General features: G+C 65.2%; 18 protein-coding genes. 12 read left to right on the top strand and 6 right to left on the bottom strand.

Annotated elements, in window-relative coordinates:
- Positions 1 to 69: 69 nt before the first annotated feature.
- Complete coding sequence (locus tag DFR45_RS12260) at positions 70 to 549, bottom strand: hypothetical protein (protein WP_241659442.1); 480 nt, start codon at positions 547 to 549, stop codon at positions 70 to 72.
- 303 nt (positions 550 to 852) lie between these two features.
- Here DFR45_RS12260 and DFR45_RS12255 point away from each other — a divergent pair, with 303 nt between their 5' ends.
- Genes DFR45_RS12255 through DFR45_RS12245 form a run of 3 tightly spaced genes read left to right on the top strand, consistent with a single transcriptional unit; the run spans position 853 to position 3,463 of the window.
- Complete coding sequence (locus tag DFR45_RS12255; RefSeq protein ID WP_114484023.1) at positions 853 to 1,077, top strand: helix-turn-helix transcriptional regulator; 225 nt, start codon at positions 853 to 855, stop codon at positions 1,075 to 1,077.
- Positions 1,074 to 1,319 carry a hypothetical protein gene (locus DFR45_RS12250; RefSeq protein ID WP_114484022.1) on the top strand — a complete coding sequence of 82 codons (246 nt, stop codon included), beginning with the start codon at positions 1,074 to 1,076 and terminating at the stop codon, positions 1,317 to 1,319. The genes DFR45_RS12255 and DFR45_RS12250 overlap by 4 nt, the downstream gene beginning before the upstream one ends.
- Positions 1,316 to 3,463, top strand: coding sequence for an AAA family ATPase (locus DFR45_RS12245; RefSeq protein ID WP_114484021.1), 2,148 nt, complete (start codon positions 1,316 to 1,318; stop codon positions 3,461 to 3,463). The genes DFR45_RS12250 and DFR45_RS12245 overlap by 4 nt, the downstream gene beginning before the upstream one ends.
- A gap of 631 nt (positions 3,464 to 4,094) precedes the next feature.
- Here the strand turns inward: DFR45_RS12245 and DFR45_RS12240 are convergent.
- Positions 4,095 to 4,580, bottom strand: coding sequence for a DUF3489 domain-containing protein (locus DFR45_RS12240; RefSeq protein ID WP_114484020.1), 486 nt, complete (start codon positions 4,578 to 4,580; stop codon positions 4,095 to 4,097).
- A gap of 11 nt (positions 4,581 to 4,591) precedes the next feature.
- Positions 4,592 to 4,795, bottom strand: coding sequence for a hypothetical protein (locus DFR45_RS12235; protein WP_144686955.1), 204 nt, complete (start codon positions 4,793 to 4,795; stop codon positions 4,592 to 4,594).
- A gap of 146 nt (positions 4,796 to 4,941) precedes the next feature.
- On the opposite strand from DFR45_RS12235, the gene DFR45_RS12230 reads away from it, so the two are divergent.
- The 7 genes from DFR45_RS12230 (at position 4,942) to DFR45_RS14555 (ending at position 15,830) form a co-directional block, all read left to right on the top strand.
- Complete coding sequence (locus tag DFR45_RS12230) at positions 4,942 to 5,157, top strand: helix-turn-helix domain-containing protein (protein ID WP_114484036.1); 216 nt, start codon at positions 4,942 to 4,944, stop codon at positions 5,155 to 5,157.
- Entirely contained in the window at positions 5,154 to 7,877 is a 2,724-nt protein-coding gene (locus DFR45_RS12225; RefSeq protein WP_114484018.1) for a type I restriction endonuclease subunit R, read from the top strand. The genes DFR45_RS12230 and DFR45_RS12225 overlap by 4 nt, the downstream gene beginning before the upstream one ends.
- 19 nt (positions 7,878 to 7,896) lie before the next feature.
- The gene (locus DFR45_RS12220; protein WP_114484017.1) at positions 7,897 to 10,263 is read left to right on the top strand and encodes a type I restriction-modification system subunit M; all 2,367 of its coding nucleotides are present in this window, start codon (positions 7,897 to 7,899) and stop codon (positions 10,261 to 10,263) included.
- Complete coding sequence (locus tag DFR45_RS12215) at positions 10,260 to 12,023, top strand: restriction endonuclease subunit S (RefSeq protein WP_114484016.1); 1,764 nt, start codon at positions 10,260 to 10,262, stop codon at positions 12,021 to 12,023. The genes DFR45_RS12220 and DFR45_RS12215 overlap by 4 nt, the downstream gene beginning before the upstream one ends.
- Positions 12,024 to 13,931 carry an AAA family ATPase gene (locus DFR45_RS12210; RefSeq protein ID WP_114484015.1) on the top strand — a complete coding sequence of 636 codons (1,908 nt, stop codon included), beginning with the start codon at positions 12,024 to 12,026 and terminating at the stop codon, positions 13,929 to 13,931.
- Entirely contained in the window at positions 13,924 to 14,994 is a 1,071-nt protein-coding gene (locus DFR45_RS12205; RefSeq protein ID WP_144686956.1) for a hypothetical protein, read from the top strand. The genes DFR45_RS12210 and DFR45_RS12205 overlap by 8 nt, the downstream gene beginning before the upstream one ends.
- 680 nt (positions 14,995 to 15,674) lie before the next feature.
- Entirely contained in the window at positions 15,675 to 15,830 is a 156-nt protein-coding gene (locus tag DFR45_RS14555; protein ID WP_158637012.1) for a hypothetical protein, read from the top strand.
- Here DFR45_RS14555 and uvrC read toward each other — a convergent pair.
- Together uvrC and DFR45_RS12190 are read right to left on the bottom strand one after the other, a co-directional pair.
- Positions 15,812 to 17,920, bottom strand: coding sequence for an excinuclease ABC subunit UvrC (gene uvrC, locus DFR45_RS12195; RefSeq protein ID WP_114484035.1), 2,109 nt, complete (start codon positions 17,918 to 17,920; stop codon positions 15,812 to 15,814). The genes DFR45_RS14555 and uvrC overlap by 19 nt on opposite strands.
- A gap of 43 nt (positions 17,921 to 17,963) precedes the next feature.
- On the bottom strand, positions 17,964 to 20,474 hold the full coding sequence (locus tag DFR45_RS12190; protein WP_114484012.1) for a YgiQ family radical SAM protein: 2,511 nt from the start codon (positions 20,472 to 20,474) through the stop codon (positions 17,964 to 17,966).
- A 252-nt stretch (positions 20,475 to 20,726) separates the two neighbouring features.
- Between DFR45_RS12190 and earP the strand changes: the two genes are divergently transcribed.
- Positions 20,727 to 21,917, top strand: coding sequence for an elongation factor P maturation arginine rhamnosyltransferase EarP (earP, locus tag DFR45_RS12185; protein WP_114484034.1), 1,191 nt, complete (start codon positions 20,727 to 20,729; stop codon positions 21,915 to 21,917).
- Positions 21,918 to 22,068: 151 nt separating this feature from the next.
- Positions 22,069 to 22,623, top strand: coding sequence for an elongation factor P (gene efp / locus DFR45_RS12180; RefSeq protein WP_114484011.1), 555 nt, complete (start codon positions 22,069 to 22,071; stop codon positions 22,621 to 22,623).
- A 61-nt stretch (positions 22,624 to 22,684) separates the two neighbouring features.
- On the opposite strand, the gene rimO is transcribed toward efp, so the two are convergent.
- On the bottom strand, positions 22,685 to 24,112 hold the full coding sequence (rimO, locus tag DFR45_RS12175; RefSeq protein WP_114484010.1) for a 30S ribosomal protein S12 methylthiotransferase RimO: 1,428 nt from the start codon (positions 24,110 to 24,112) through the stop codon (positions 22,685 to 22,687).
- Between the last annotated feature and the right edge of the window lie 128 nt (positions 24,113 to 24,240).

Raw genomic sequence — 24,240 nt, 5'->3', positions numbered from 1 at the left:
CTTTCATTTGGACCAAGAGCGCCAAGGACATCCTGCAGAAGGTCATCCGGGCAAACTCGCGATTAAGTTCTAAACAGAATGAAACACTACACTAGGTTGAAAGATGCGGCGGATTTCCTGATCAATCAGGGTTTCATTCACCCCAGCCACCATCTGCCCGGCCAGATCGTTGAGGTACTGCTCCAGCGCCTTGACACGCGTCGGTGCATCCAGTACGTGCTGCGTGGCTTTGACGCGGGCGGCTTGTTCCTGTGCCAACGCCTGCTGGTGCTCCTGATCGAATTTCGCCAGCGCATCGGTATCCCCCAAGGCCATCAGCACCTCGCGTTGGATGGTCAGCGTCATTTCGGGTTCGGCGGGTTTGTCCCAGCCACAGGTGATGCGGTTGGCTGCCACCAATGCCGCAATGGCTTGGTCGTACTGGGCATTCTGCTGACGCAGTCGGTCGAACATCTGCGCCACGGCGCTGACGTCACCGATTTCGTTCAGTGAGGATGCGGTGTTGGCTGGAAGGTCGGTGGATTTTTTGTTGCGGCGGATCAAATTCACGGTGGGCTCCTGTCGAGAGAGAACGGTTCAGACAGGAGTAATGGTCCGCGCAGAGACAGTTCAGGTCGATCAGGGCGTAGCGGGTGATTGCGGGTTTGCGGGCATCACTCCGCCTCGGTGTTGTAAAAATGCCCTGAAGCGGATAGCAATCTAGGGTAATGCTTGGGGCTATTGGTAGCCGTTTCGTACAAAAGCGAATTTTGGCCATTTGCCTTCGCAAATCAACAGGCGAAGAATCTCCTCATTGCGGGCGCGCATCCCTCTCGACGGGACAGCGTCCCCCACCGACGACAGGAGATTCCGATGCAAAACACGCTGCCCGAACTGATTACCCCGCGCGCTCTTGCTGCGCGCTGGGGTCTTTCTGAAAAAACCCTCGAACGCTGGCGCATGACCGGCACCGGCCCCACGTTTCTCAAACTCGGCAGCAGGGTGCTGTACCGCATGGATGATGTGTCGGCGCACGAAGCTCAGCGCACCCGCCGTTGCACCGCAGGCCAATTCGTCAGCGAAGGCATCTGGCGATGAACCGGACCCAGCGCCGCCAGCGCGACACCCTCACACGGCAACTGCGCGCCCATATTGCCGAACACGGCATCGAGGCGGTGCTCGACAAGATGTTCGGCCCGGGCAGCTGGCGTTACGACGCCCGTGAGCAGTTGTGGATCGTGCCCGATAGCAAGGACACCGGCCCCGGTCGCGCCTACTACTGCGTGCGTGCCAACGGCGATTGGTTCAAGGCACGGCTGGATACGGTGCACACGCAATGATGGCGAGCACCTCCCAAGCCGCGTCAGCGCTCCGTCATCCCTTCTTCGATTTCAACGATGCGGCCGATGTCATCCTGCCGCGCCACGACAAGGACGAAATCCGCACGCGCCTGCTGCATCAATTGGAATCGGTACTACTCTATCTGTTTCCGCGTGGCAAACGGCGTGGCAGCCAGTTCTACATTGGCAACCTGCAAGGCGAGCCGGGCGACAGTCTGGTGGTTGAGCTGGAAGGCTCCAAGCGTGGCGTTTGGATCGACTTTGCCACCGGCGAATCGGGCGACGTGCTGGCGCTGTGGGCCAGTATCCGGGGTTATCACTTGCCCGCCGATTTCAGCGACCTGCTGGAAGACGCAGGCGATTGGCTGATGGTGCCGCGCATGACGTCCGTGCCTGTGATTCGCGCGACCAGCACGTATGACGATCTCGGCCCACACACCGGCAAATGGGATTACCTGGCGGCCGATGGGAGCCTGCTGGCCTGTGTATATCGCCACGACACACCCACCGGCAAGCAGTATCGCCCTTGGGATGTACGGGCGCGGGCGATGCGAATGCCGGAACCGCGTCCGCTCTACAACCTGCCCGCCATCGCTACCGCCGACGCCGTGGTATTGGTTGAAGGTGAGAAGTGTGCCGATGCCCTGATGCAGCGTGGCATCGTGGCCACCACCGCCATGGGCGGTGCCGCCACAGCCCTCGACAAAACCGACTGGACGCCGCTGGCTGGCAAGATGGTCGCTGTCTGGCCGGACCACGACGAGGCTGGCGCCCGATATGCCGATGCCGTCATCCAGAAGTTGATACGCACCGGGGCCACGGTGCGCCGCGTCAGCGTGCCACAGGACAAGCCCGCGAAATGGGACGCTGCCGATGCGGTGGAGGAAGGCTTCGATGTTGAAGGGCTGTTGCGCTCCTCGCAGCTGGTCTCCGACACCACCATAGCAGCCACCCCAGCGCTGGACATTACCCGCTGGCGGGCGGCAGATCGTTTTACCGGGCAGCCTCAGCCGCGCCGCTGGTTGGTCGAAGGCGTGTTCCCCCAAGCGCAGGCCGCGCTGATCGCCGCTGCGGGTGGAGTTGGCAAATCGTTCCTGTTGCTGGCGCTGACGCGTGAAGTCGCGACCTTCGATAGCGTCTGGGCCAATGCCCCCACCTTGTTCGGTGGCGCATTGACGGGCCAAGGCGTGGCGATCTACATCACCGCCGAGGACGACGCCATCGAGGTGCACAACCGGTTGAATGCCCTGGGGCCGATTCCCGATCGGCTTTATGTGCTGCCCCTGCCCGATGCAGGAGGTGCGGTGCCGCTGTTTGCGCCCGATCCTGCCACCCGTGGCCCCGCGATCACGGCGGCGTGGATGGATTTGGAACGGCAGCTCAAGGCCGTGCCCAGCCTGTGCCTGGTGGTGCTCGATCCGCTGCAGCCGCTGTGTGCGCTGGATTTGAACGTGCCGGAAAACGCCCAGTTCGTCTGCTCGCGTTTGGCGGCATTGGCAGCCAGCACGGGTGCATCGGTGATCGTGTCGCACCACTTCGCCAAACGCGAGGCCTCCACACCCGAGCAAGCGCGAGAAGCCATTCGCGGCACCGGCGGGCTGGTTGATGGCGTGCGCGCGGTTTATGCCCTGTGGCACCCGAAGGAAGATCAGGCCAAGAAGCTCTGCGAGGCATTGGGCGAACCGTTCGAGCGTGGCCGCGTGGTGATGGGCGGCGTGGTCAAGGCCAACGGCCGCGCCAACCTGCGCGTGGCCACCTTCTTGCGCAGCACCAGCGGCTTGCTGGTCGATTGCACCGACCGTCTGCGGCAGACCCGGCCAGAGCCGGATGACCTGTTGCCCGCGCTGAAATCCGCCATCGCCCGCGCCGCGCGAGATGGCAAGCCCTACACCAAGACCGGCGGCAATGGTCTGTACGAGCGCCGCCACGAATTGCCCGAGCCCTTCCACGCCATCGGCAAGCATCGGCTTACCGGCTGGGTGGATGCCTTGCTGGCGCAGGGTGAGCTGGTCACGGCCATGGCCGAAGGCTCGAGGCTGGTGAAGTGGCTGGACGTGCCCGATGGCCCGGTTGCCCAAGGTCAGGCGGTGTTCGTCACCGGCCACCTGACGCGCTCCAGCGCCGGTCGGCCCGTTGTCGAATAATGCTTCCCAGCCCAAACAATCATTCCCGGGTCCCGCTTTCCCACCGGGAACGCTCAGAGGGTGGGAAGGATTAAGAACCAGCAAAATCAAGGGTTTAAATCGTTCCCGGGGCAAATCGTCCCCAGCGGGGCCGGGAAGGATTAAAACCCAACGAAATCAGCGCGTTCCCGGGTTCCCGGTGTTTCCTCTCTAAAGAGAGTGTGAGCATCGGGAATGCTCACCGCACTCTCGTCAGGATGGGCTCACGTTTCGTGACTCCATCGTCCCGCCCTGGGCGAAAGGGGTCCTTCCTGGCCAAATTCCGATACGGGGGGCGACAGCGCGGCATCGCACTACCGTCTGACAACAAAACAAGGTTTGCAGGGTTTGCGGTTCGCACCCGGTGACGCGGGCTGGTGAATCGAATGCCGCGTCAGTGCTGGCGTGTGCGGTACGCTGACGAACTGGGAAGGTGCGAACCTCGGTGCGTACCGGGTTCGCAGGTTTGCACCCCGACCGCAGAAAAACGGCCGGGGACGGAAACTCAATGCTGGCACGGGTTTGCACGCGATTCACCGCTCCAATCCCTGAAATCGGCCACGGTGACGCGGAAGCCAAGGGTCTCCAAAAACTGAACGCCCTTGGCAGCCGATCAGACCACGCGATACACCCGCTCGCCAGTGTCGTTGTGCGCCAGCACCACGTTCAGGCCCAGTTTCTTGCGCAGCATCCCGGAGATCGCGCCGCGCACGGTGTGCGGCTGCCAGCCGGTGGCCAGCATCAGTTGCAGGCTGGTCGCCCCCTGCGGGCGGCGCAGCGCCACAACCAGAGCTGCGAGCTTGGTGCCGGGCCGCACTGAGATGCCCTCCAAAAGCTGGAGATCGCCGATGGTGTCCGTCGGCTGGACGTCATCCGGCGGCGCGGGTCGCTGCTGTTCGATGGCCGCGTAGCCCGCGTCGGTCATCACCTGGCCGTCGTCGGCAGGCTCGATCCACCCGCGCTGGAGCAGTGCGGCCAGCACCTTGACCCGTACACCGCCGCGAAGGGTGTCGGGCGGAATCACGCGCCCATCGGCGCGGCGGGCGGCAGAACGTAGCAGCAGGTTTTGCGCTGGTGAGAGTTTAGGCTGGGTGTCCATGGTCGCCCCCCTCACTCGGCTTTGCCGTCGAAGATCGCCAGCAGATCATCCAGCGCCTGATTCGCCCGCCCCAGGTCACCCACGTGGCCCCAGTGGATGGCGTCCGGGTCGTGGCCGAAGTGGCCATCGGCCAGTTGCCGTAGCGGAGTCAACTTAAAGTGGATGGCGGCGGCTCGGGCGAGATGGGCGTCGAGGGCGGTGGGCTGGTTGTTCATCGCAGGACTCCTTGGCTCGTGGGTGACATCTCCATTCACGCGCTGCCGCTCCCGGAAGCCAAGCTTGGGAAAGCACCCTATCCGATGATAGACTTTCATCTGTTTTGAGCTACTTGAGGCGCTTCCAGTTGGCAAGCGCGGACGCCATGACCACAGAGCCGTGGGTTTCTGTCGAGCAGGTCGCCCAACACCTGGGCGTGGCGAAGGACACCGTCTATCGCTGGCGCGAGCGCCGCGGGCTGCCCGCGCACCGCGTCGGCCGTCTCTGGAAATTCAAGCTGTCCGAAGTGGACGACTGGGTGCGTGCCGGGGGCGCGGATGAGAGTGCTCCGTCACAAGGGCATGGGGAGGCGGGCGCATGACGGAGACAGAGGCGCAAACACGGCAGCAGCGTATTGACTCCGACTTGGCCCGCGCGGGCTGGTCCGGCCATCGTCGGAACCTTCTGGAAGAGGTACTGCTTCGCATCTCAGAACCGATGCCTGACTATGAAGGCGTCGGATTCGCCGACTACGTGTTGCTCGATACCTCACAGAGGCCCATCGCCGTGGTCGAGGCCAAACGCAGCGCGCGTGACGAGTTGGCAGGGAAACGCCAAGCTGAGGAGTATGCGGATGCCATTCGGGCCAAGACGGGTATAGATCCGTTCATTTACCTGACCAACGGCCGCGACATTCAATTCTGGGATCGCGATCGCTACCCGCCGCGCAAAGTGACCGGTTTCCATACCCCCGAGGATCTCGAAAGGCTGCTTCACCAGCGGCGTTTTGCGCAACCACCGGATGCCGTGACCATCGATTCACGCATTGCAGGGCGTGACTATCAGGTCGAAGCCATTCGGCGCGTGGCAGAGGGTATCCAAGCCGGAAAGCGTCGCTTCCTGCTGGTCATGGCCACCGGCACCGGCAAGACACGCACCACCATTGCCCTGGTCGATCTGCTGCTGCGTGCCAAACGGGTGCAGCGAGTGCTGTTTCTGGCCGACCGACGCGAGCTGGTGCGTCAGGCCATGACCGAGTTCAAGAACCACCTGCCGAATGAGAGCCTGGCCCGGATCGAGAGCGGTGAAGCCCCGTCGGCACGCATCCATTTCGCCACCTACCCCAGCATGATGCAGGTGTACGAGCGGATGTCGGTTGGGCATTACGACCTGATCATTGCCGACGAGAGCCACCGCTCCATCTACCAGCGCTACAAGGTGTTGTTCGATCATTTCGACGCTTTGGTGCTGGGCCTAACCGCCACCCCGACCGACTACATCGACCACAACACGTTCCAGCTTTTCAGCTGCGACGACGGTGTGCCGACCTACTTGTACAGCTATGAGCAGGCCGTGGCGGATGGCAACCTCGTCAACTACCGCGTGCTTGATGCCCAGACCCAGTTCCAGATCCAGGGCATTCAGGGTGACAGCCTGCCCGAGCCGCTGCAGCAGATGGCGCGTGACCAGGGCGTCGATCTCGAGGAGTTGGATTTCGAAGGCACCGACCTCGAAAAGTCCGTCGTCAACCAAGGCACCAACGACGCCATCGTCCGCGAGTTCATGGCCCGCTGCCGCAAGGACGCCCAAGGCCTTCCGCACAAGACCATCGTCTTCGCGGTCAGCCATGCGCACGCTAAGCGGCTCTACGAGAGCTTCAACCGCCTGTACCCAGAACTGCAACGGCAGGGCCTGGCGGAGATCATCGACAGCCACATGGAGCGTGCCGACGCCTTGCTCGACGACTTCAAGTTCAAAGTCATGCCTCGCGTAGCCATTTCGGTGGACATGCTCGACACCGGCGTCGATGTGCCGGCGATCCAGAACCTCGTGTTTGCCAAGCCAGTGTTTTCCAGGGTCAAGTTCTGGCAAATGATCGGCCGCGGTACGCGGCTTCATACCGACCTGAGAACCGGCGAAACCAAGCGCGACTTTCTGATCATCGATCACTGGAAGAACTTCGCCTATTTCCAGCTCAATCCCGCCGGCGAAATCGATCGGCCCAGCGAGCCCTTGCCCGTGCGCCTGTTCCGCGATCGGCTCGACCGCTGGCAACTCGAAGTGGCGCAAGCGCGGCCGACTGACACCACAGTGCGCCGCCTGCAAGCCATGCTGGCCGCCCTGCCGCGCCAAAGCATCGATGTGCGGCCGCATGTGGAAGTGCTGGACCAACTCGCTCAGGCCTGGCCGCTACCCGATGCGCCCACCATCGAACGCCTGTCGCACGCCCTGGCGCCGTTGCTGCGCCTAGTGCCGGGCCAAAGCCTGGATGAACTGCAGTGGCGCCTGTGGTGTGAACACGCCGCATTGGCGCTGCTGCAAGGCGATGCCGAACAAGGGGAACGGCTCAAGGTCCGCATTCAGGACGCCTTGCGCCGTCTGCCAGAGGCCATCCCGGAAGTGCGCGCCCAACGCGAGGCCTTGGCCTTTGCCCTCTCGCCCGGCTTCTGGCAGCACCTGGACCTCACGCGGCTGGACGATCTGCAAGACCGCTTCGCGCCGCTGATGCGCTTTCGGGTACGCGAGAGCAGCCAGCCCATCGAAATCAACCTGCCCGACCGCATTGCCCAGCGTCATTGGATCATCTACGGACCCACCGGAGAAGGCGCCTTTGCCGAGAGCTACCGCGAACAGGTCGAGGCCTGGGTGCGCCGCCTGGCCGATGACCACCCGGTGCTAGCCAAGCTCAAACGCGGCGAACCGGTTAGCGACGTCGAGCTCGATGCCGTGGCGGCCACACTCAACCAGGCCGATCTGTTCGTCACCGCCGACACCCTGAGGCAAGCCTTCGACGCCCCCCAGGCCTCGCTGCTGGAACTGTTGCGCCACATCCTACGGCAGGACTCTCGCCTGCCCGACCGCGAGGCACGCGTGCAGCAAGCCTTCGATGCCTTCATTGCCGCCCATCCGCGCCTGCGCGCCAACCAGCTCGCCTTTCTGCGTGCGGTGAAAGCCGCGGTGCTGCGCCATGGCCGCATCACCCGTGCGGCGCTATCGCAACCGCCCTTGGCCCATGTCGGCAAGGTGGAATCCTTGTTTGCGCCGCAAGACATCTACGAATTGATCGCCCTCGCCGAAAAACTCGACGAGCGCGCCGCCTGAACACATACAAGGACACCTCATGCTCGCTCCCCATTTGCGTAAGAACGTCGACAAGCTCTGGGATCGCTTCTGGTCCGCCGGCCTCACCAATCCGCTGGTGGCCGTGGAGCAGATCACCTACTTGCTCTTCCTCAAGAGGTTGGAGGACCTGGACCGGGACCGCGTCAGCACCGGCAAGCCGTCGGTCTATGAACGCCGGTTACCGGAAGACGCAGCGCGGCTCGACGGCAACACCTGCCGCTGGAGCTACATCGGCCAACAAAGCACCGACACCAAGCACCTGATCGAAGTCGTCTTCCCCTGGCTGCGCACGCTGGACCGGCGTCTGTCTGACCATGAGGAAGGCACCGAGCTTGCCGGCCTCAACGGCCGCATGGCCGATGCCTACTTTCAGCTCGACCCGAACAAGGGGCAGGTACTGCACGACGCCATCGACCTCATCGACAAGCTGTTCGCCCAGGCGGGTGACGGCAGCGCCGCGCAGGACCTAATGGGCGACACCTTTGAGTACCTGCTCTCGGAGGTAGCCACTGCCGGCAAAAATGGTCAGTTCCGCACCCCTCGGCATCTGATTCGCTTCATGGTTGAACTGCTCGACCCCCGGCCGGGCGAGCGGCTCATCGACCCGGCCGCCGGCACCGGCGGTTTTTTGTTCAGCGCCCAGCAGTACCTGCGCCGCCAGTGCTCCACGCCCGAGAACATCCGCCTCGAATGGGACGGCGCCCCGCACCGGCTCGACCTGGTGCAGGCCAGCGACGACGAGCGGGCCCGCATCGAAGACGGCGCCTGCTTCGTCGGCATCGACAACGACCGCACCATGGCCCGCATCGGCTGGATGAACCTGGTGTTGCACCACATCCACAACCCTCGGCTGATGCAGGGCGATTCCCTCTCCAAGCGCGAAGGCAAGCCCGAACTGGCGCCCCTGCTGGCCAGCGAAAGCTACCGCTACGTGCTGGCCAATCCGCCCTTCACCGGCACCGTGGACACCGCCGACCTGGAACGCGACAGCCTGCTGTTCCCGCGCGCCGGCACCAAGGGCAAGAAGAAGGACGAAGTGCTCACCAACAAGAGTGAACTGCTCTTCGTCTGGCTGATGCTCGATCTTTTGCAGGTGGGCGGGCGCTGCGCCGTCATCGTTCCCGAGGGCGTACTGTTCGGCAACACCGACGCCCACACCAAGCTGCGCCGCGAACTGCTTACCGAGCACTGCGTGGAGGCCGTCATCTCGCTGCCGGGCGGCGTGTTCCAGCCCTACACCGGCGTCAAGACCTCGATCCTCGTTTTCCGCAAGGAAACCCCGCGTACAGCCAAGACCGGCTTCGAGAAAAACGCTCCCCGCACAGAGTATGTGTGGTTCTACGAGGTGGCCGCCGACGGCTTCAGCCTCGACGCCAAGCGCACCCCGCGCCCAGGGCAGGACAACGACCTGTGGGACGCACTCGTCCAGTTTCGCCGCTGGCTCCAGGAGGGCCGGGCCGCGACCGAGGGCGAGGTCACCTACCACCAGCCGCGCTACTGGCGCGAGCGCTGGCGCCAGGCCAGCCTGCGCGATGCCAGCGGCCAACTCACCCCGGCGGGCTTCGCCTTTGCTGACGACCCAGGCGCCACCCCGGGCTTCGACGGCAAGACCTGGGCCATCCATGAACTCTTCCCCGAGCTGCTGCGCGAGGGCGAAACCACGCTCGACCCGCAAGAGGCCGAAACCCGCGTGCGCGAGCACGTCGCGCCCCTACTGGCCGAACTCGCCAACCGCCACTTCGCCCACGCCGAGGCCAAGACAGCGACCACCGAGTGGAACCGCGCGGTGCGCGAACTGCAGTGCTGCTTTGAAGATGAGGGCCCGGCGCTCGCGCTGTGGAAGCAGCTCACTGCCGCCGCCCGCGACCAGGTGCCCGAGCAGCCGCAGGGCAAGGCCGTGGCCGACCTGGTCGAAGCGCTGCGGCCCTTAGCCCGCGAAGTGGCCAAGGTGGACGGCTACGACCTGTGGCTGCGCAGCCCCGCCATCGACCAAGCCCGCCCGGCCACCGCGCGCAAGTGCTGGGCCGTGCCGCTGCGCGCCTGGGCGCCCGACCCCGATTGGCGCTCGGCTGACGGCACGCTGCGAGGTTCCCACGACGCCACCGGCCAAGTGCGACCCGAGTACGTGGCTGAGAAGCAGCCCATGCTCTACGACGGCGACACGCTGAACGCCGCGCTGCTCGACCCCGACTGCATCGAAACGCGCGACTGGAACCTCTCGGCCGGCCAGTACAAGCCTTTCGACTTCGCGGCGATGGACAGCGAGGTGTCGGTCACCGCGCTGATCGATGAGCTGCGCCAGCTCGAACGCGGCATCCTCGAAGGTCTGGACCGCCTGCAGGCCATGGTGGAGGGCCGGGCATGAAATGGCCGCAAGGGTGGCGGGAGGTTCTTCTGTCCGACGTCATTGAGTCTGCGCAGCCTGGTTTCGCGCAGCGCCCAGGCGAAGAGGACGAAGGAAGCACGCCACAGATTCGCACGCACAACGTATCGCCAGATGGGCGCATCACCCTCGAAGGCATTAAGCATGTGACGGTGGCCGAAGGCGATCTTGAGCGCTATCGCCTGATATCTGGCGACGTCGTTTTCAACAACACAAACAGCGAAGAGTGGGTGGGCAAGACGGCAGTCTTCGATCAGGACGCTGGAGTCTTCGTATATTCCAACCACATGACCCGAATCCGAGTCCGGCGAGAGCTGCTACTTCCCGAATTTCTGGCGACATATCTGCACTTCCTTTGGTCGGCAGGCTATGCCCGGAATCGCGCCAAGCGTTGGGTCAGTCAGGCAGCTATCGACGTGCCGACGCTACTGAAGTTCAAGCTTCCGCTCCCCCCACTCCCCGAACAACAGCGCATCGTCGAGGTGCTGCGGGAGGCGGACCTTCGTCGCTTTCAAGATGCTGCAGATCGAGCCGAGAAATTGCGTCAGGCTTTGGTGGCTTCCGCCTTGAGCCGCAAGCTCACCCCGACTTGGCGTAAAAACGATGAATCGCAAAAATGGCGAGAGCTTTTGCTCTCCGAGGTAATCGAGTCGGTGCAACCGGGATTTGCGCAGCGCCCCGGCGAGGAAGATGAAGGCAGCACACCGCAGATTCGCACCCACAACGTGACGCCGGAGGGGCGGATTAGTCTTCACGGTATCAAGCATGTAAGGGTGGCCGAGGGCGACTTCGAACGTTATCGCCTATTGCCAGGTGACGTGATCTTCAACAACACCAATAGTGAAGAGTGGGTTGGCAAGACGGCGATCTTTGATCAGATCGACGGCGTTTTTGTTTATTCCAATCACATGACGCGCATTCGGGTGCGGCAGAACCTGCTATTACCTGAATTCCTCGCGACCTATTTGCACTTCCTGTGGGCAGCAGGCTACGCACGCAACCGCGCCAAACGTTGGGTCAGCCAAGCAGCGATTGATGTGCCCACGTTAATGAAATTCAAAGTCCTCTTGCCACCACTGGCCGAACAACAACACATTGTCGATCTACTGCGTCAAGTTGACGGCCGAGTTTTTGCCGATGCTATTGATCAGGGAACGCGCCTGCAATCCGCCCTGATCACCGAAGCCCTCTCCGGCCGCCTCACCGCCGCGTGGCGCGAGCAGCACGCGCAAGCCCTGACAGAAGCGGCCCGCGAGCGCGATACGCGGCTTGGCGTACCTGCACCCAAGGTAACAGTGCAGTTCACCGAACACGCCCCCGCCGAGCGCCGCACCGACCTGGCCCGCCCACGCCGGCAGGCGCTGATCGAGCAGCTTTCCAGCTTCCAGCACGAAGTGTGGAACACGCTGCGCTTCGAGTGGCGTGGCGCGGTGCTGGCCGACGACCCGGCGGCGTTCGAGGAGTTCTGCACCAGCCCGCAGACCGCCTGGCGCTTGGAGGGCTTCGCGGCCGGGCGCGAGGAGGTGCGGCGCGCGCTGGAGCAACTGGCCGCGATGGGCCTGATCCGCAAGATGAGCCTGCCGCGCCTCGACCCCAACACCGGCCGCACTGAGTACCTCACGGCCTTCCGCCCCTTGCGCGAAGCCGAGGACGGCACCCGCGCCGAGGAAGACACGGCGCTGGCCGATGCCGAGCGGCTCGCGCGCGAGCTCGAACGCCGCCGGGCGCCGGAGGCGCATTGAATGCGGCTGCGCTATCTGCACTTGTCGCACTACCCACCGCTGGCCGATCTGGCGGTGGCCTTCAGCCCGCGCGCGCCCTGGGCCGCATTCGAGCCGCAGGGCGAGGCGGCCCGGCTGGCCATTCACTTCGTCATCGGCCAGAACGGCAGCGGCAAGAGCCACCTGCTGCGCGCGCTGGCGGCGGGCTTCCTGGCCCTGGCCGACGGGCGCCTGCCGGGCAGCCCGGTGAACCTGATTTACGAGCTGGGCCGCCCGGGTGAGCCGGGGCACCGCACGCTGATTTTCGACTGCCCCGGTGCAGCCCACGCGACCACCCTGTGGCAGGCCGAGGCGTGGGCCTTCCCTGACACGACGGACCGCGAGGCCTTCGCACAAGCGATCACCTACTTGCGAACGGTCGAGCGCACACCGGCGGGCACGCTGGCCGTATTCAAGCCCCGCATCGCGCGGGGCGACTATCCGCAAAGCGTGCCAGATGCGCTGCCACGCGCGCTGCTGGCCTACACATCGGGCTCGATAGCCCCGTGGCGCGAGGCCTGGCAGCCACCCGTAGATGGCGAAGCATTGGACGTGGTGACGCAGGCCCCCGACTACGACACCGGCCAGGAGCGCCCACCCGGCTGGACGGAGGAGGACGAGGCCACCATCACCATTGATGGCGGAACGTTCGGCGACGAGGCAGCCCGCACCGTGGCCCCGTCCGAGGCGGAAACAGCATCTGCCGACCTGTTCCGCCGCCCGCTGCTGCTGGAGCCGGTGATGCTGACCGCCGCCCTGCTGGCGGTGGCTTTGCAGGAGGCGGAAGCGCGCCGCCAAGGTCAGGCCCATGACGCGCTGGCGGGCCTGTTCCGCAAGGCCGGTTGGCAGTACCTGGTCGGTGTGCGCCTGAGCGTGAATCTGGACCGCGCCTTGGCCGCGCCGCGTGCCTTGGCCGAGCGCGTGCACGACGCCATCCGGTTGGGAGGCGAGTGCCTCGCCGAGCCCCACCCAGGCAAGGCGTTGCGCAGCCTGTACTTCGACCTCGAGGGTGCGTTGCCTGCGAATCCCGTGCTATGCGATACCGAGCGCTACGGCGGGCTCGTCGCCCAAGGCCAAGCGTTGTACGCGCTGCTGGGCGAGCCACGCGACTCGGCGTTCGAGCGCTTTGGCACCCTGCTCGGCTGGTGGCGATACGGGGTGTTGGAAGACATCGAACTCTTCCTCCGCCGCAACGATAAGCCTGAAGAGGACAGCCTGAGCGATCTGGGCGACCCCGGCGTGCTGCGCCTGAGCGAGTTTTCCGACGGCGAGCGGCTGGTGTTGGCGCGCTGGGCCTTGTTCCACCTACTCGCCCGGCAGGACGACGCGCTGCTGTTGCTGGACGAGCCCGAAACCCATTTCAACGACGCCTGGAAGCGCGAGATCGTGCAGGTGGTGGACACGGCCATGGGGACCTATGCCAGCCAGGTGCTGATCGCCACGCATTCGGCCATCGTGCTTTCCGATGTGTTCGACGAGGAGGTGGTGCTCATTCGCAAGGTGGATGGCCACTCCACCGCCGATGGCGTGCCGGACCACACCTTCGCCACCGACCCCAGCGCGCTGATGATGACCGTGTTCGGCGCCGACGACAGCATCGGGGCGCGGGCCCAGCAGCGCATCGAGGCCTTCTTGCTCACCGCGGCCCAGAAGACCAACCCGACACCTGACGATGTGCGGCACCTGCAGGCGCTGATTCGGCGCCTGGGCACGGGCTTTTACCGCACCGAGCTGCAAACCCTACTCAACCGCTGGCAACAAGCGCCCGACCTGCGCACCATCGAGCAAGTGATCCCATCCCTGCATTCGGACACGCTGAAGGACGAACTGCGCGCGCTGATCCTCAAGGCCGCCGATGTGAAGGACAGCACGGAGGGTAGCGATGCTTAAGCCCATCCACCGCGTGGCGTGCTCGCTGGCCTTGGCCGCCTGCCAACAGATGATGCGGCGCTTGGCGCTGTGGTTGTGTGATCTCCAGGTTTCCGGCGTTTCCGTCACGCAGGCGAACTTGCGGGCGAACATGGGCAGTGCCATCGAAGGCGATTGGCTGTGGCACTTGCTGGCCGGCAGCACCGGCACCAAGGCGCTGTTGGGCAAAGCAAGGCGCATCGCCGACCTGCCGCCAGCCGACAAGACCGGGCTCCACCAGTGGATTCAGGCGGTGAGCGTACTTGCACAACACTTTGGCCCGACGCCGACCGCCACTTTGCCGGTGAATCCGCCCAACGGCTGGGGCAGCCGGGACGATCGCTGGGCGGCCTTCAAAGCCCTGATGGTGGCGTTCTACGAAGATGGCTTACGCAATGGTCTGCCTTACGCGGCCAACGGTGCACCCACGACTAATGCAGCACTGCGCGTGCGCTACGACCAATTCGTGCAGGAATTTCGCGCCGCGCACCGTCTCGATCCTTTCCCCGATGCGCGCGAGGTCTGCGTGCTCTGTGGCGGGCCTCTGGTGCTCCCCGCTGTGGACCACTGGCTGGCCAAGACAGCGTTCCCGCTGCTGGCCGTGTGCGCCGACAACCTGCTGCCCATCTGCGGGGAGTGCAACTCCACGCAGAACAAGGGCCAGAAGGGCGTCCACACGGGCGGCACGTTCACCGATTGGTTCCACCCCTATCTGCGCCATGCCAATGGAGCGATCCGGCTGCACTACGACGATGTCACGCTGAGCATTCGCGTCGACAGCGCAACACCTGCCGATGCCGTCAAGGTTCAGAACCTGGACGGTCTGCTCAACCTTGGTCAACGCTGGACTCGGGAGTTCAAAGCGGAGTACCGGCGCCTGCAGCGCGAGGCGCAGCGCCGACACATCGGCAACGTGCAAGCGCTTCAGCAGCGCCTCATGGAGTACCGCCGGGATCTATCGGCAGCCGAACCGCACTACGAGATTCACGCCCTGCTGGCCGAGACACTGCTCGCCCCCGCGCGCTTGCAGGCGTTCGCTCAATGAGCACTTGCAGCATACAGTCAACCGCATGTATGCGCATAAGCTCGGGAGGACAGTCAGCACATGGTTAACCGTCCACCACCATACACAAGGGCTCGGATAGTCTCCGGGCCCTTTTTCTTGCCCGAAATCCCCGCGTGGCGCGGGGTTCCGGCCGATGGGCTTGCGGAAGGCATCCTGCCGCTCGGCTCCAAAACCGGTGTTTTCCGGGCGCTTTTCCCGCCCAGAGTCGTCTCTGTCTCTGTTTGGCTTGCGGGTAGTCGCAGCCCCAAACAGCCAAAATCAACCACTTACGCGCCCTGGTTCGCTGTCAACCGCGCCCGCCGGTTAAGCATCAAACCCCACCAGCAGCTGCCGCTGCGCCACCCAGTCCATCGACAGCGGATTTCGCTGGAACCACAGCAGGCCCATGCACCGCGGCTGCCGCTCAACTAGTGTAGTGTTTGATGCTTGATGCGACAAATAAAACCGATGGATTTTTGGTCTGGGCAAGGCGCAAACCGCAGCGATACCGGGTGGTATCGCAAGGATTTGCAACGCGGCCCAGGCCGAAAAGACGCGGTTTTATGTCGCAGATAGCGTCGAACACTACACTAGGAGCCTGTCGGACTTTGGGCGTCGATAGCGAGAATGCGCCCCAGCGAGTCCAGTTTTTGCCGGATTCGCTGCCCCATAGCGGGACTATGGGGCAAGAAGACGGTAAAAAATGGGCCGCTGCGGCGCATTCGCAGCCGACGATTCCAAAGTCCGACAGGCTCCTAGGATGGTCTGGATGGTGGTGGGCCCTGGCGGGCGCCTGTAAGCCATCGGGGATTCGGATTCAGCGCAGGGCGTGGTAAATCGTTTCGGCCAGAGAGCGCGAAATGCCCTCGACCGTGCACAGGTCTTCGACGCTGGCCTCGGCCACGCCGCGCACGCCGCCGAAGCGCCGCAGCAGGCGTGCGCGCTTTTTCGGGCCCACGCCGGGGATTTCTTCGAGCCGGCCGCCGCCCACGCGCACCTTGGCGCGCGCGGCGCGCATGCCCGTGATGGCAAAGCGGTGCGCCTCGTCGCGGATTTGCGCCACCAGCAGCAGCGCCGCCGAATCGTGCCCAAGCGCGACCTTTTCGCGCCCGTCGGCAAACACGAGTTCCTCGAGACCGACCTTGCGGCCCTCGCCCTTCTCGACGCCGACGATGCGCGCAATGTCGAGCCCGAGCGCAGTGAACACCTCGCGCGCGACGCCGACTTGGCCTTTGCCGCCGTCGATCAGCACCAGATCGGGCAAACGCGCGCGGGTTTTTGCGGGCGCCCCGCCCTGCCCCGCGTCCGCGCCCGCCGCACCTTCCGCCGCTGCCTGCGCCCCGGCGCGCATGGCTTCGGCGAGCTTGCCGTAGCGGCGCTGCAGCACCTGGCGCATGGCCGCGTAGTCGTCGCCGCCGGTGATGCCTTCGATGCGGTAGCGCCGGTATTCGCCGGGCTGCATCTTGTGGTGGTGGAACACCACGCACGACGCCTGCGTGGCCTCGCCCGCGGTGTGCGAGATGTCGAAGCATTCGATCGTGAGCGCGTCGAGGTCTTGCACCGTGAGGTCCAGCGCCTCGGCGAGCGCGCGCGTGCGCGCCTGCTGTGAGCCTTCTTCGGCGAGCAGGCGCGCGAGCTGCAGGTCGGCGTTTTTTTGCGCCATTTCGAGCCAGACGCGGCGCTGCTCGCGCGGCTGGTGCACGGCGTGCACGCGCGTGCCGCTTTGCTCGGCCAGCGCCTGCAAGAGCTGCGCCGAGACGGGCGCGCTGGTCACGAGCACGGGCGGCACGGGCACACCCAGGTAGTGCTGGGCGATGAAGGCTTCGAGCACCTGCGCTTCGATGGCGCGTGCGGTGGCCGGCGCCGTGACGTCGGCGGCGTGCGCATCCTCCGCAGCATCCGAAACCTCCCCCGCTTCCTCGGCTTCGCTCGACTCCCACAGCGCCGCGGCGTCTTCGACGTGCTGGGGAAAGTAGGCGCGGTCGCCCAGGTGGCGGCCGCCGCGCACCATGGCCAGGTTCACACAGGCGCGCCCGCCCTGCACGCGCACGGCGAGGATGTCCACGTCCTGGTCGGGCGCCGTCTCCACAGCCTGCTGGTGCAGCACGCGCGCCAGGGCCGTGATCTGGTTGCGCAGTTCGGCAGCCTGTTCGAATTCGAGCTTGTCGGCGTGCGCGAGCATGCGCGCTTCGAGCTCCTGCAGCAATTCCTGCGTCTGGCCACGCAGCAGCGCCTCGGCGTGCTGCACGTCCTGCGCGTAGGCCGCGGGCGTGATCGCGCCCACGCAGGGGCCCGAGCAGCGCTTGATCTGGTACAGCAGACAAGGCCGCGTGCGGTTGGCAAACACCGTGTCCTCGCAGGTGCGCAGGCGAAACACTTTTTGCAGCAGCTGGATCGTCTCTTTCACGGCCCAGCCGTTCGGGTAGGGGCCGAAGTAGCGGTGCTTTTTGTCGATCGCGCCGCGGTAGTACGCGAGGCGCGGAAACTGCTGCTCGGGCACTTGCGCCGGCCCGCCCTCGTCCGCCTCGCGCGCCACGCCCGTGAGCTTCAAAAAAGGGTAGCTCTTGTCGTCGCGAAACAGGATGTTGTAGCGCGGGTGCTGCGTCTTGATGAGGTTGTTTTCGAGCAGCAGCGCCTCGGCCTCGGAGCGCACCACGGTCGTCTCCATGCGCGCGATCTTGCCCACCATGTGGCCAATGCGCGTGCCGTCGTGGCTGCGGCTGAAATAGCTCGAAACGCGCTTTTTCAGGTTGCGCGCCTTGCCCACGTAGAGCAGCGCGCCGCTGGCGTCGAAGTAGCGGTACACGCCGGGCAGCTCGGGCAGGGCAGCGGCCTGGCTTTGCAGTTGCGTGAACAGTTCTTCGGAAGAGGTGGCAGAGGTGGCAGAGGTGGCAGAGGTGGCAGAGGTGGCAGAGGTGGCAGACATGGGGGCGAAGGACGGAACGGTGGCGCGCGCCGCACCAGGCATGTCAGGACTTGCCGCGGCGCGGCGCACGCGCACTCTGGGCGGCAGCTTTGGACGGAGCGTTGGATGCGGCTTGGCGCGCACCTGCGGGAATCGTCTGCGGGTTCTTTGGCGGACTCTTTGGCGGACTCACCTGGGCGCGCGGCGGCAGCCCGGTATGCTGGGTCAAAATGCGCCCTTGTGCAGGTGCAGTCTGCGCAGGCAGCTTCTTTTTCGGGAGCGCATTGGGTGGCGCCGCCGGGGCCTTAGGCGCAGCGCCCGGTGGGGTCGAATTTTTGCGCCGCGCGCTCTGGTAGCCGCCGTCGGTAGCGGGCTGCCAGGTCGGGATCAGGTGCTGCTTGCCGTTGCCTATCAGGTCAGCGCGGCCCATCTCCTTGAGCGCCTCGCGCAGCAGCGGCCAGTTGTTCGGGTCGTGCCAGCGCAAAAAGGCCTTGTGCAGACGGCGGCGGCGCTCGCCCTTGACGGTATCGACGCGCTCGGCGCGGCCGTCGCGGTGCACGCCTTTGAGCGTGTTCAGCCCCGTGTGGTACATGGCCGTGGAGCTGGCCATGGGGCTGGGGTAAAACGCCTGCACCTGGTCCGCGCGAAAGCCGTTTTTCTTGAGCCACAGCGCCAGGTTGAGCATGTCTTCGTCGGTGGTGCCGGGGTGCGCGGCGATGAAGTACGGGATCAGGTACTGCTCTTTGCCGGCCTCGCGGCTGTATTGGTCAAACAGCTGCTTGAAGCGGTCGTAGCTGCCCATGCCGGGCTTCATCATCTTCGACAGTGGCCCCTGCTCGGTGTGCTCGGGCGCGATCTTGAGGTAGCCGCCGACATGGTGCTGCACGAGCTCCTTCACGTATTCGGGCGCGCGCACGGCCAAGTCGTAGCGCAGGCCCGAGCCGATCAGCACCTTCTTGATGCCCGGCAATGCGCGCGCACGGCGGTAGATGCGGATCAGCGGGCCGTGGTCGGTGCCGAGGTTCTGGCAGATGTCGGGATAGACGCAGCTGGGCTTGCGGCACGCAGCCTCGATCTCGGGGCTTTTGCAGCCCAGGCGGTACATGTTGGCCGTGGGCCCGCCCAGGTCGGAGATGGTGCCGGTAAAGCCCTGCACCTTGTCGCGCACTTCTTCGATCTCGTGGAGGATCGAATCCTCCGAGCGGCTTTGGATGATGCGCCCCTCGTGCTCGGTGATGCTGCAAAACGTGCAGCCGCCAAAGCAGCCGCGCATGATGTTGACCGAAAAGCGGATCATCTCCCACGCGGGGATCTTGGTCGCGCCATCAAAGCGCCCGCGCTCGTCGGCGTAGGCCGGGTGCGGGCTGCGCGCGTAGGGCAGGCCGAACACCCAGTCCATCTCGGCCGTGGTGAGCGGGATCGGCGGCGGGTTGATCCAGACGTCGCGCGCCGTGGCGCCTTCACCATGCGCCTGCACCAAGGCGCGCGCGTTACCGGGGTTGGTCTCGAGGTGCAGCACGCGGCTCGCATGCGCGTAGAGCACGGGGGCGGCCTTGACCTGCTCGTAGCTCGGCAGGCGGATCACGCAGCGCTCGCGCGGTACGGCGGACTTGGCGCGCGGCACGAAGCGCAGGGGGTGCGCTGGGGTTTCAGTGCCAAATTGGCCTCTAGCGCTTGCTGTATCTGCGCTAGCAGCTACACTTTCAAAAGCATCTTTGTCTGACCCCGACTCCTGCACAGCCGCGCAAGCAGCGCCTTGCATCGCCGCCTGCTCGGCGGTGGTCAGGTAGGGGTTCAGGTGCGCGTCCACGGGGCCGGGCCGATCGACCTCGGTCGAGTCGATCTCGAACCAGCCGGGCTCGCCTGCAAGGGTGGACGCGCGGCGCACGAAGGCCGTGCCGCGCACGTCGGTGATGCGCTCCACCGGTTCGCGTCGCGCCAGGCGGTGCGCGACCTCGACCAGCGCGCGCTCGGCGTTGCCGTACAGCAGCAGGTCGCACTTGCTGTCCACGACGATGGAGCGGCGCACCTTGTCGCTCCAATAATCGTAGTGCGCGATGCGCCGCAGGCTGCCCTCTATGCCGCCCAGGACGATGGGCACATCCTTGTACGCCTCGCGGCAGCGCTGGCTATAGACGATGGCCGCGCGGTCGGGCCGCCGGCCTGCGACGTTGCCGGGCGTGTAGGCGTCGTCGCTGCGGATTTTGCGATCGGCCGTGTAGCGGTTGATCATCGAATCCATGTTGCCCGCGGTCACGCCCCAGAACAGATTGGGCCGCCCCAGCACCTTGAACGGCTCGCAGCTGTGCCAATCGGGCTGGGCGATGATGCCCACGCGAAAGCCCTGCGCCTCGAGCACGCGCCCGATCACGGCCATGCCAAAGCTCGGGTGATCGACGTAGGCGTCGCCCGTCACCAGGATCACGTCGCACGAATCCCAGCCGAGCGCATCCATCTCGGCCCGGCTCATGGGCAGAAAAGGCGCAGTACCAAAGCGCTTGGCCCAGTATGGTTTGTAGCTGGTCAGCGGCTTGGCCGGGCGCGGAAAAAAGGAGACGTCCAGGGGCGCGTTCATGGGGACAAGATGGGGACGGCGGGGCTGCGGGCAATGGCGGTGCAGCGCACGCCGCGTGGCAAAAGCACCGCTGCGCACGCACGATGCACGGCGCAGAGGGCGCGAGTGTAAGGTTTTGCCCCTGCCCACGGCGCGGTTATGGGCTTGCGCGCCTGCCGGGTGCACGCCAGGCGCACATCCGTGGTGTTGCCCGCCCGCAAGCGCGTCGCCCACAAAATGCTGCGGCCGCCACTGCGACTACCATCGTTCGCCATGCCAAGCCCAAGCTCCGCCCCTTCCACCCCGCTTACCTCGCCCACCCTGCAATGGGACATCTTTTGCCGCGTGATCGACAACTACGGCGACATCGGCGTGTGCTGGCGGCTCGCGGCGCAGCTGGCCGGGCGCGGGCAGCGCGTGCGCCTGTGGGTGGACGACGCCTCGGCCCTCGCGTGGCTGGCGCCCGAGGGCTGCCCCGGCGTGCAGCTGCGCCGCTGGGGTGCGCCCCCGCCCACGCCGCAAGAGCCGCCACCCGACGTGCTCGTCGAAGCCTTTGGCTGCGAGATTGATCCTGAATTCATAGCTTATTGCGCACGTGCAGCAAGGGCTAGAGGCCAAAATGACCATGAATTGCGCGCGCCGGTGTGGATCAACCTTGAATACCTGTCGGCGCAAAGCTACGTGGAGCGCAACCACGGCCTGCCCTCGCCCATACTGCACGGGCCTGCGGCGGGCTGGACGCGCTGGTTTTACTACCCCGGCTTCACGCCCGCGACCGGCGGCCTGCTGCGCGAGCCCGATCTGCTGCCGCGCCAGGCGCGCTTCGACCGCGCAGCCTGGCGCGCCGCGCAGGTGCCGGATGCGACGCCGGCGCAGCGGGATGGGCGGCTGTGGATTTCGCTGTTTTGCTACGAGCCGCCCGCGCTCGCGCAGCTGCTCGCGCAATGCGCACAACACGAAGAACACCCCACGCAGCTGCTCGTGACGCCCGGGCGTGCCACCTCGGCAGTGCGCGCGGCGCTGCAAAATATGGATCAAAATGCCCATGAAGGCGCATCCAGCAAGCACGGGCAGCTATCGATTCAATACCTCCCGCCGCGCCCGCAAGCCGCGTTCGACGAGATGCTCTGGGCCTGCGACCTGAACCTCGTGCGCGGCGAGGATTCGCTCGTGCGCGCGCTCTGGGCCGGCGAGGCTTTCGTGTGGCAGATCTACCCGCAGCACGACGACGCGCACCACAGCAAGCTCTACGCCTTTTTGGACTGGCTCGAGGCCCCGCCTACGCTGCGGCGCTTTCATGCGTGCTGGAACGGCATCGATGACATGGACAACGCACCACTGCAACTGCCCGACGCGCAAACCCTCGCCGAATGGCGCGCCTGCACCCAGGCCGCACGCGCGCGTTTGCTGGCTCAGGACGACCTGGTCACGCAGCTCTTGCGCTTCGTGCAAGAGAAATCATAAAATGGCGGGCTTTTTGCAAGCTTTTTGGCCGCAGCCCTTTTCCTTGTCTTGAAATGCTTTAGGGGGCCCACACCTGGGCTCATCTTCAAGCAACCGCAATGAAGCGCAATACTTTTGCATCGAGCGGCCCAACCCCCCTTTGTGATCTGTTATGAAAATCGCTCAAGAAATCCGTGCCGGCAACGTCATCATGCACGGCAAAGACCCCATGGTCGTGCTCAAGACCGAATACTCGCGCGGCGGCCGTAACTCGGCCACGGTTCGCATGAAGCTCAAGAGCCTGATCGCCAACTTCAACACCGAAGTCGTGTTCAAGGCCGACGACAAAATCGACAACATCGTTCTCGACAAAAAAGAGTGCACCTACTCCTACTTCGCTGACCCGATGTACGTCTGGATGGATGCCGACTACAACCAGTACGAGGTCGAAGCCGAAAACATGGGCGACGCACTCAACTACCTCGAAGAAGGCATGCCCGCCGAAGTGGTGTTCTACGAAGGCAAGGCCATTTCGGTCGAACTGCCGACCTCGGTGGTGCGCGAAGTGACCTGGACCGAGCCCGCCGTCAAGGGCGACACTTCGGGCAAGGTGCTCAAGCCTGCGAAGATCGCCACGGGCTTCGACGTGCAGGTGCCGATCTTCGTCGAACAAGGCGACAAGATCGAAATCGACACGCGCACGGCCGAATACCGCAAGCGCGTTTGAGCCTCCAGGCGCACCCATGAAAAAAGCTTCCCTCGGGAAGCTTTTTTCATTTGCGGCGCGCTCAAATCGGCTGCGCCACGAGGTCGTGCCCCTGCGTGCCGACGACGCGCGCGCGCGTGAATTCGCCCACCTTGAGCGTTTTGCTGATTTTTTCCGGCGGCAGCAGGTGCACCACGCCGTCGATCTCGGGCGCGTCGGCCCAGCTGCGGCCCGTGCCGCCTTTTTTGCCTTGGCTCTGTGCCGTATCGACGAGCACCTGCAAGGTCGTGCCCACGCGGCGCTGCAGCTTGGCCACGGAAACCTGCTCGGCCACGGCCATGAAGCGCGCGCGGCGCTCTTCGCGCAGCTCGGGCGGCAGCATGCCCGGTAATTCGTTGGCCGCGGCGCCTGCGACGTCGCTGTAGGCGAAGCATCCCGCGCGGTCGATCTGCGCGGCGCGGATGAAGTCGAGCAGGTGCGCGAATTCTTCTTCGGTCTCGCCTGGAAAGCCCGCGATGAAGGCGCTGCGGATCACGAGCTCGGGACACATTTCGCGCCAGCGCTCGATGCGCTCGAGGTTTTTCTCGCCACTTGCGGGCCGCTTCATGCGCTGCAGCACCGCGGGGTGGCTGTGCTGGAACGGCACGTCGAGGTAAGGCAGCACCAGCCCTTCGGCCATGAGCGGGATCAGCGCATCGACGCTCGGGTACGGATAGACGTAATGCAGCCGCACCCAGGCGCCGTGCGCCGCGGCCAGCTCGCCGAGCGCGCGCACGAGGTCGAGCGTGCGCGTCTTGATCGGCTTGCCATCCCAAAAGCCCGTGCGGTAGTGCACATCGACGCCGTAGGCCGAGGTGTCCTGGCTGATCACGAGCAGCTCTTTGACGCCACCCTCGAACAGCGCGCGCGCCTCGTTCAGCACTTCGCCTATCGGGCGCGAGACCAGATCGCCGCGCATCGAGGGGATGATGCAAAAGGTGCAGCGGTGGTTGCAGCCCTCGCTGATTTTGAGGTAGGCGTAGTGGCGCGGCGTGAGCTTGAGCCCCGCGACACCGAAGCCGCCGGGCACGAGGTCGGTGAACGGGTCGTGCGGCTTGGGCAGGTGCTGGTGCACGGCGTCCATGACCTCCTGCGTGGCGTGCGGGCCCGTGACGGCGAGCACGCGCGGGTGCATCTCGCGCACCAGGCTGCCGCCCGCGCTGCCCGTGCGTGCGCCCAGGCAGCCGGTGACGATGACCTTGCCGTTTTCGGCCAGCGCCTCGCCGATGGTGTCCAGGCTCTCTTGCACGGCTTCGTCGATGAAGCCGCAGGTGTTGACGATCACGAGGTCTGCGCCCGCGAAGGTTTTGGAGGTTTCATAGCCCTCGGCTCTCAGCTGCGTGAGGATCAGCTCCGAATCCGTGAGCGCCTTGGGGCACCCGAGGCTCACGAAACCGATGCGTGGCGCTGCGGCGCCGGTGGCCGATGCGCTGGAAGATGGAAGGGAGGAAGACGGGGAAACCGCACTCATCCCCGTATTGTCCCCGATGGGGCGTCCCTTCGTGCGTCATTGCGAGGGCCGTCAGGCCCGCGGCAATCCATGCGGCCTTGGATTCAGCGCCTGCGCCCCATCCCAAGCGCGGACTGGATTGCCGCGCC

Source organism: Extensimonas vulgaris, from assembly GCF_003337425.1.
GTDB lineage: Bacteria > Pseudomonadota > Gammaproteobacteria > Burkholderiales > Burkholderiaceae_C > Extensimonas > Extensimonas vulgaris.
The sequence above is the reverse complement of the archived record's forward strand: the minus strand, read 5'-3'. Positions and strand labels throughout refer to the sequence as shown.

Excerpts from the sequence above, each read along its gene's own strand:
- rimO (WP_114484010.1), bottom strand. The coding sequence starts at position 24,112 with ATGAGTGCGGTTTCCCCGTCTTCCTCCCTTCCATCTTCCAGCGCATCG.
- DFR45_RS12230 (WP_114484036.1), top strand. The coding sequence starts at position 4,942 with ATGACCACAGAGCCGTGGGTTTCTGTCGAGCAGGTCGCCCAACACCTG.
- DFR45_RS12215 (WP_114484016.1), top strand. The coding sequence starts at position 10,260 with ATGAAATGGCCGCAAGGGTGGCGGGAGGTTCTTCTGTCCGACGTCATT.
- DFR45_RS12240 (WP_114484020.1), bottom strand. The coding sequence starts at position 4,580 with ATGGACACCCAGCCTAAACTCTCACCAGCGCAAAACCTGCTGCTACGT.
- efp (WP_114484011.1), top strand. The coding sequence starts at position 22,069 with ATGAAAATCGCTCAAGAAATCCGTGCCGGCAACGTCATCATGCACGGC.
- DFR45_RS12210 (WP_114484015.1), top strand. The coding sequence starts at position 12,024 with ATGCGGCTGCGCTATCTGCACTTGTCGCACTACCCACCGCTGGCCGAT.
- earP (WP_114484034.1), top strand. The coding sequence starts at position 20,727 with ATGCCAAGCCCAAGCTCCGCCCCTTCCACCCCGCTTACCTCGCCCACC.
- DFR45_RS12245 (WP_114484021.1), top strand. The coding sequence starts at position 1,316 with ATGATGGCGAGCACCTCCCAAGCCGCGTCAGCGCTCCGTCATCCCTTC.
- DFR45_RS12205 (WP_144686956.1), top strand. The coding sequence starts at position 13,924 with ATGCTTAAGCCCATCCACCGCGTGGCGTGCTCGCTGGCCTTGGCCGCC.
- DFR45_RS14555 (WP_158637012.1), top strand. The coding sequence starts at position 15,675 with ATGGGGCAAGAAGACGGTAAAAAATGGGCCGCTGCGGCGCATTCGCAG.
- DFR45_RS12220 (WP_114484017.1), top strand. The coding sequence starts at position 7,897 with ATGCTCGCTCCCCATTTGCGTAAGAACGTCGACAAGCTCTGGGATCGC.
- DFR45_RS12250 (WP_114484022.1), top strand. The coding sequence starts at position 1,074 with ATGAACCGGACCCAGCGCCGCCAGCGCGACACCCTCACACGGCAACTG.
- DFR45_RS12190 (WP_114484012.1), bottom strand. The coding sequence starts at position 20,474 with ATGAACGCGCCCCTGGACGTCTCCTTTTTTCCGCGCCCGGCCAAGCCG.
- DFR45_RS12225 (WP_114484018.1), top strand. The coding sequence starts at position 5,154 with ATGACGGAGACAGAGGCGCAAACACGGCAGCAGCGTATTGACTCCGAC.
- DFR45_RS12235 (WP_144686955.1), bottom strand. The coding sequence starts at position 4,795 with ATGAACAACCAGCCCACCGCCCTCGACGCCCATCTCGCCCGAGCCGCC.
- uvrC (WP_114484035.1), bottom strand. The coding sequence starts at position 17,920 with ATGTCTGCCACCTCTGCCACCTCTGCCACCTCTGCCACCTCTGCCACC.
- DFR45_RS12255 (WP_114484023.1), top strand. The coding sequence starts at position 853 with ATGCAAAACACGCTGCCCGAACTGATTACCCCGCGCGCTCTTGCTGCG.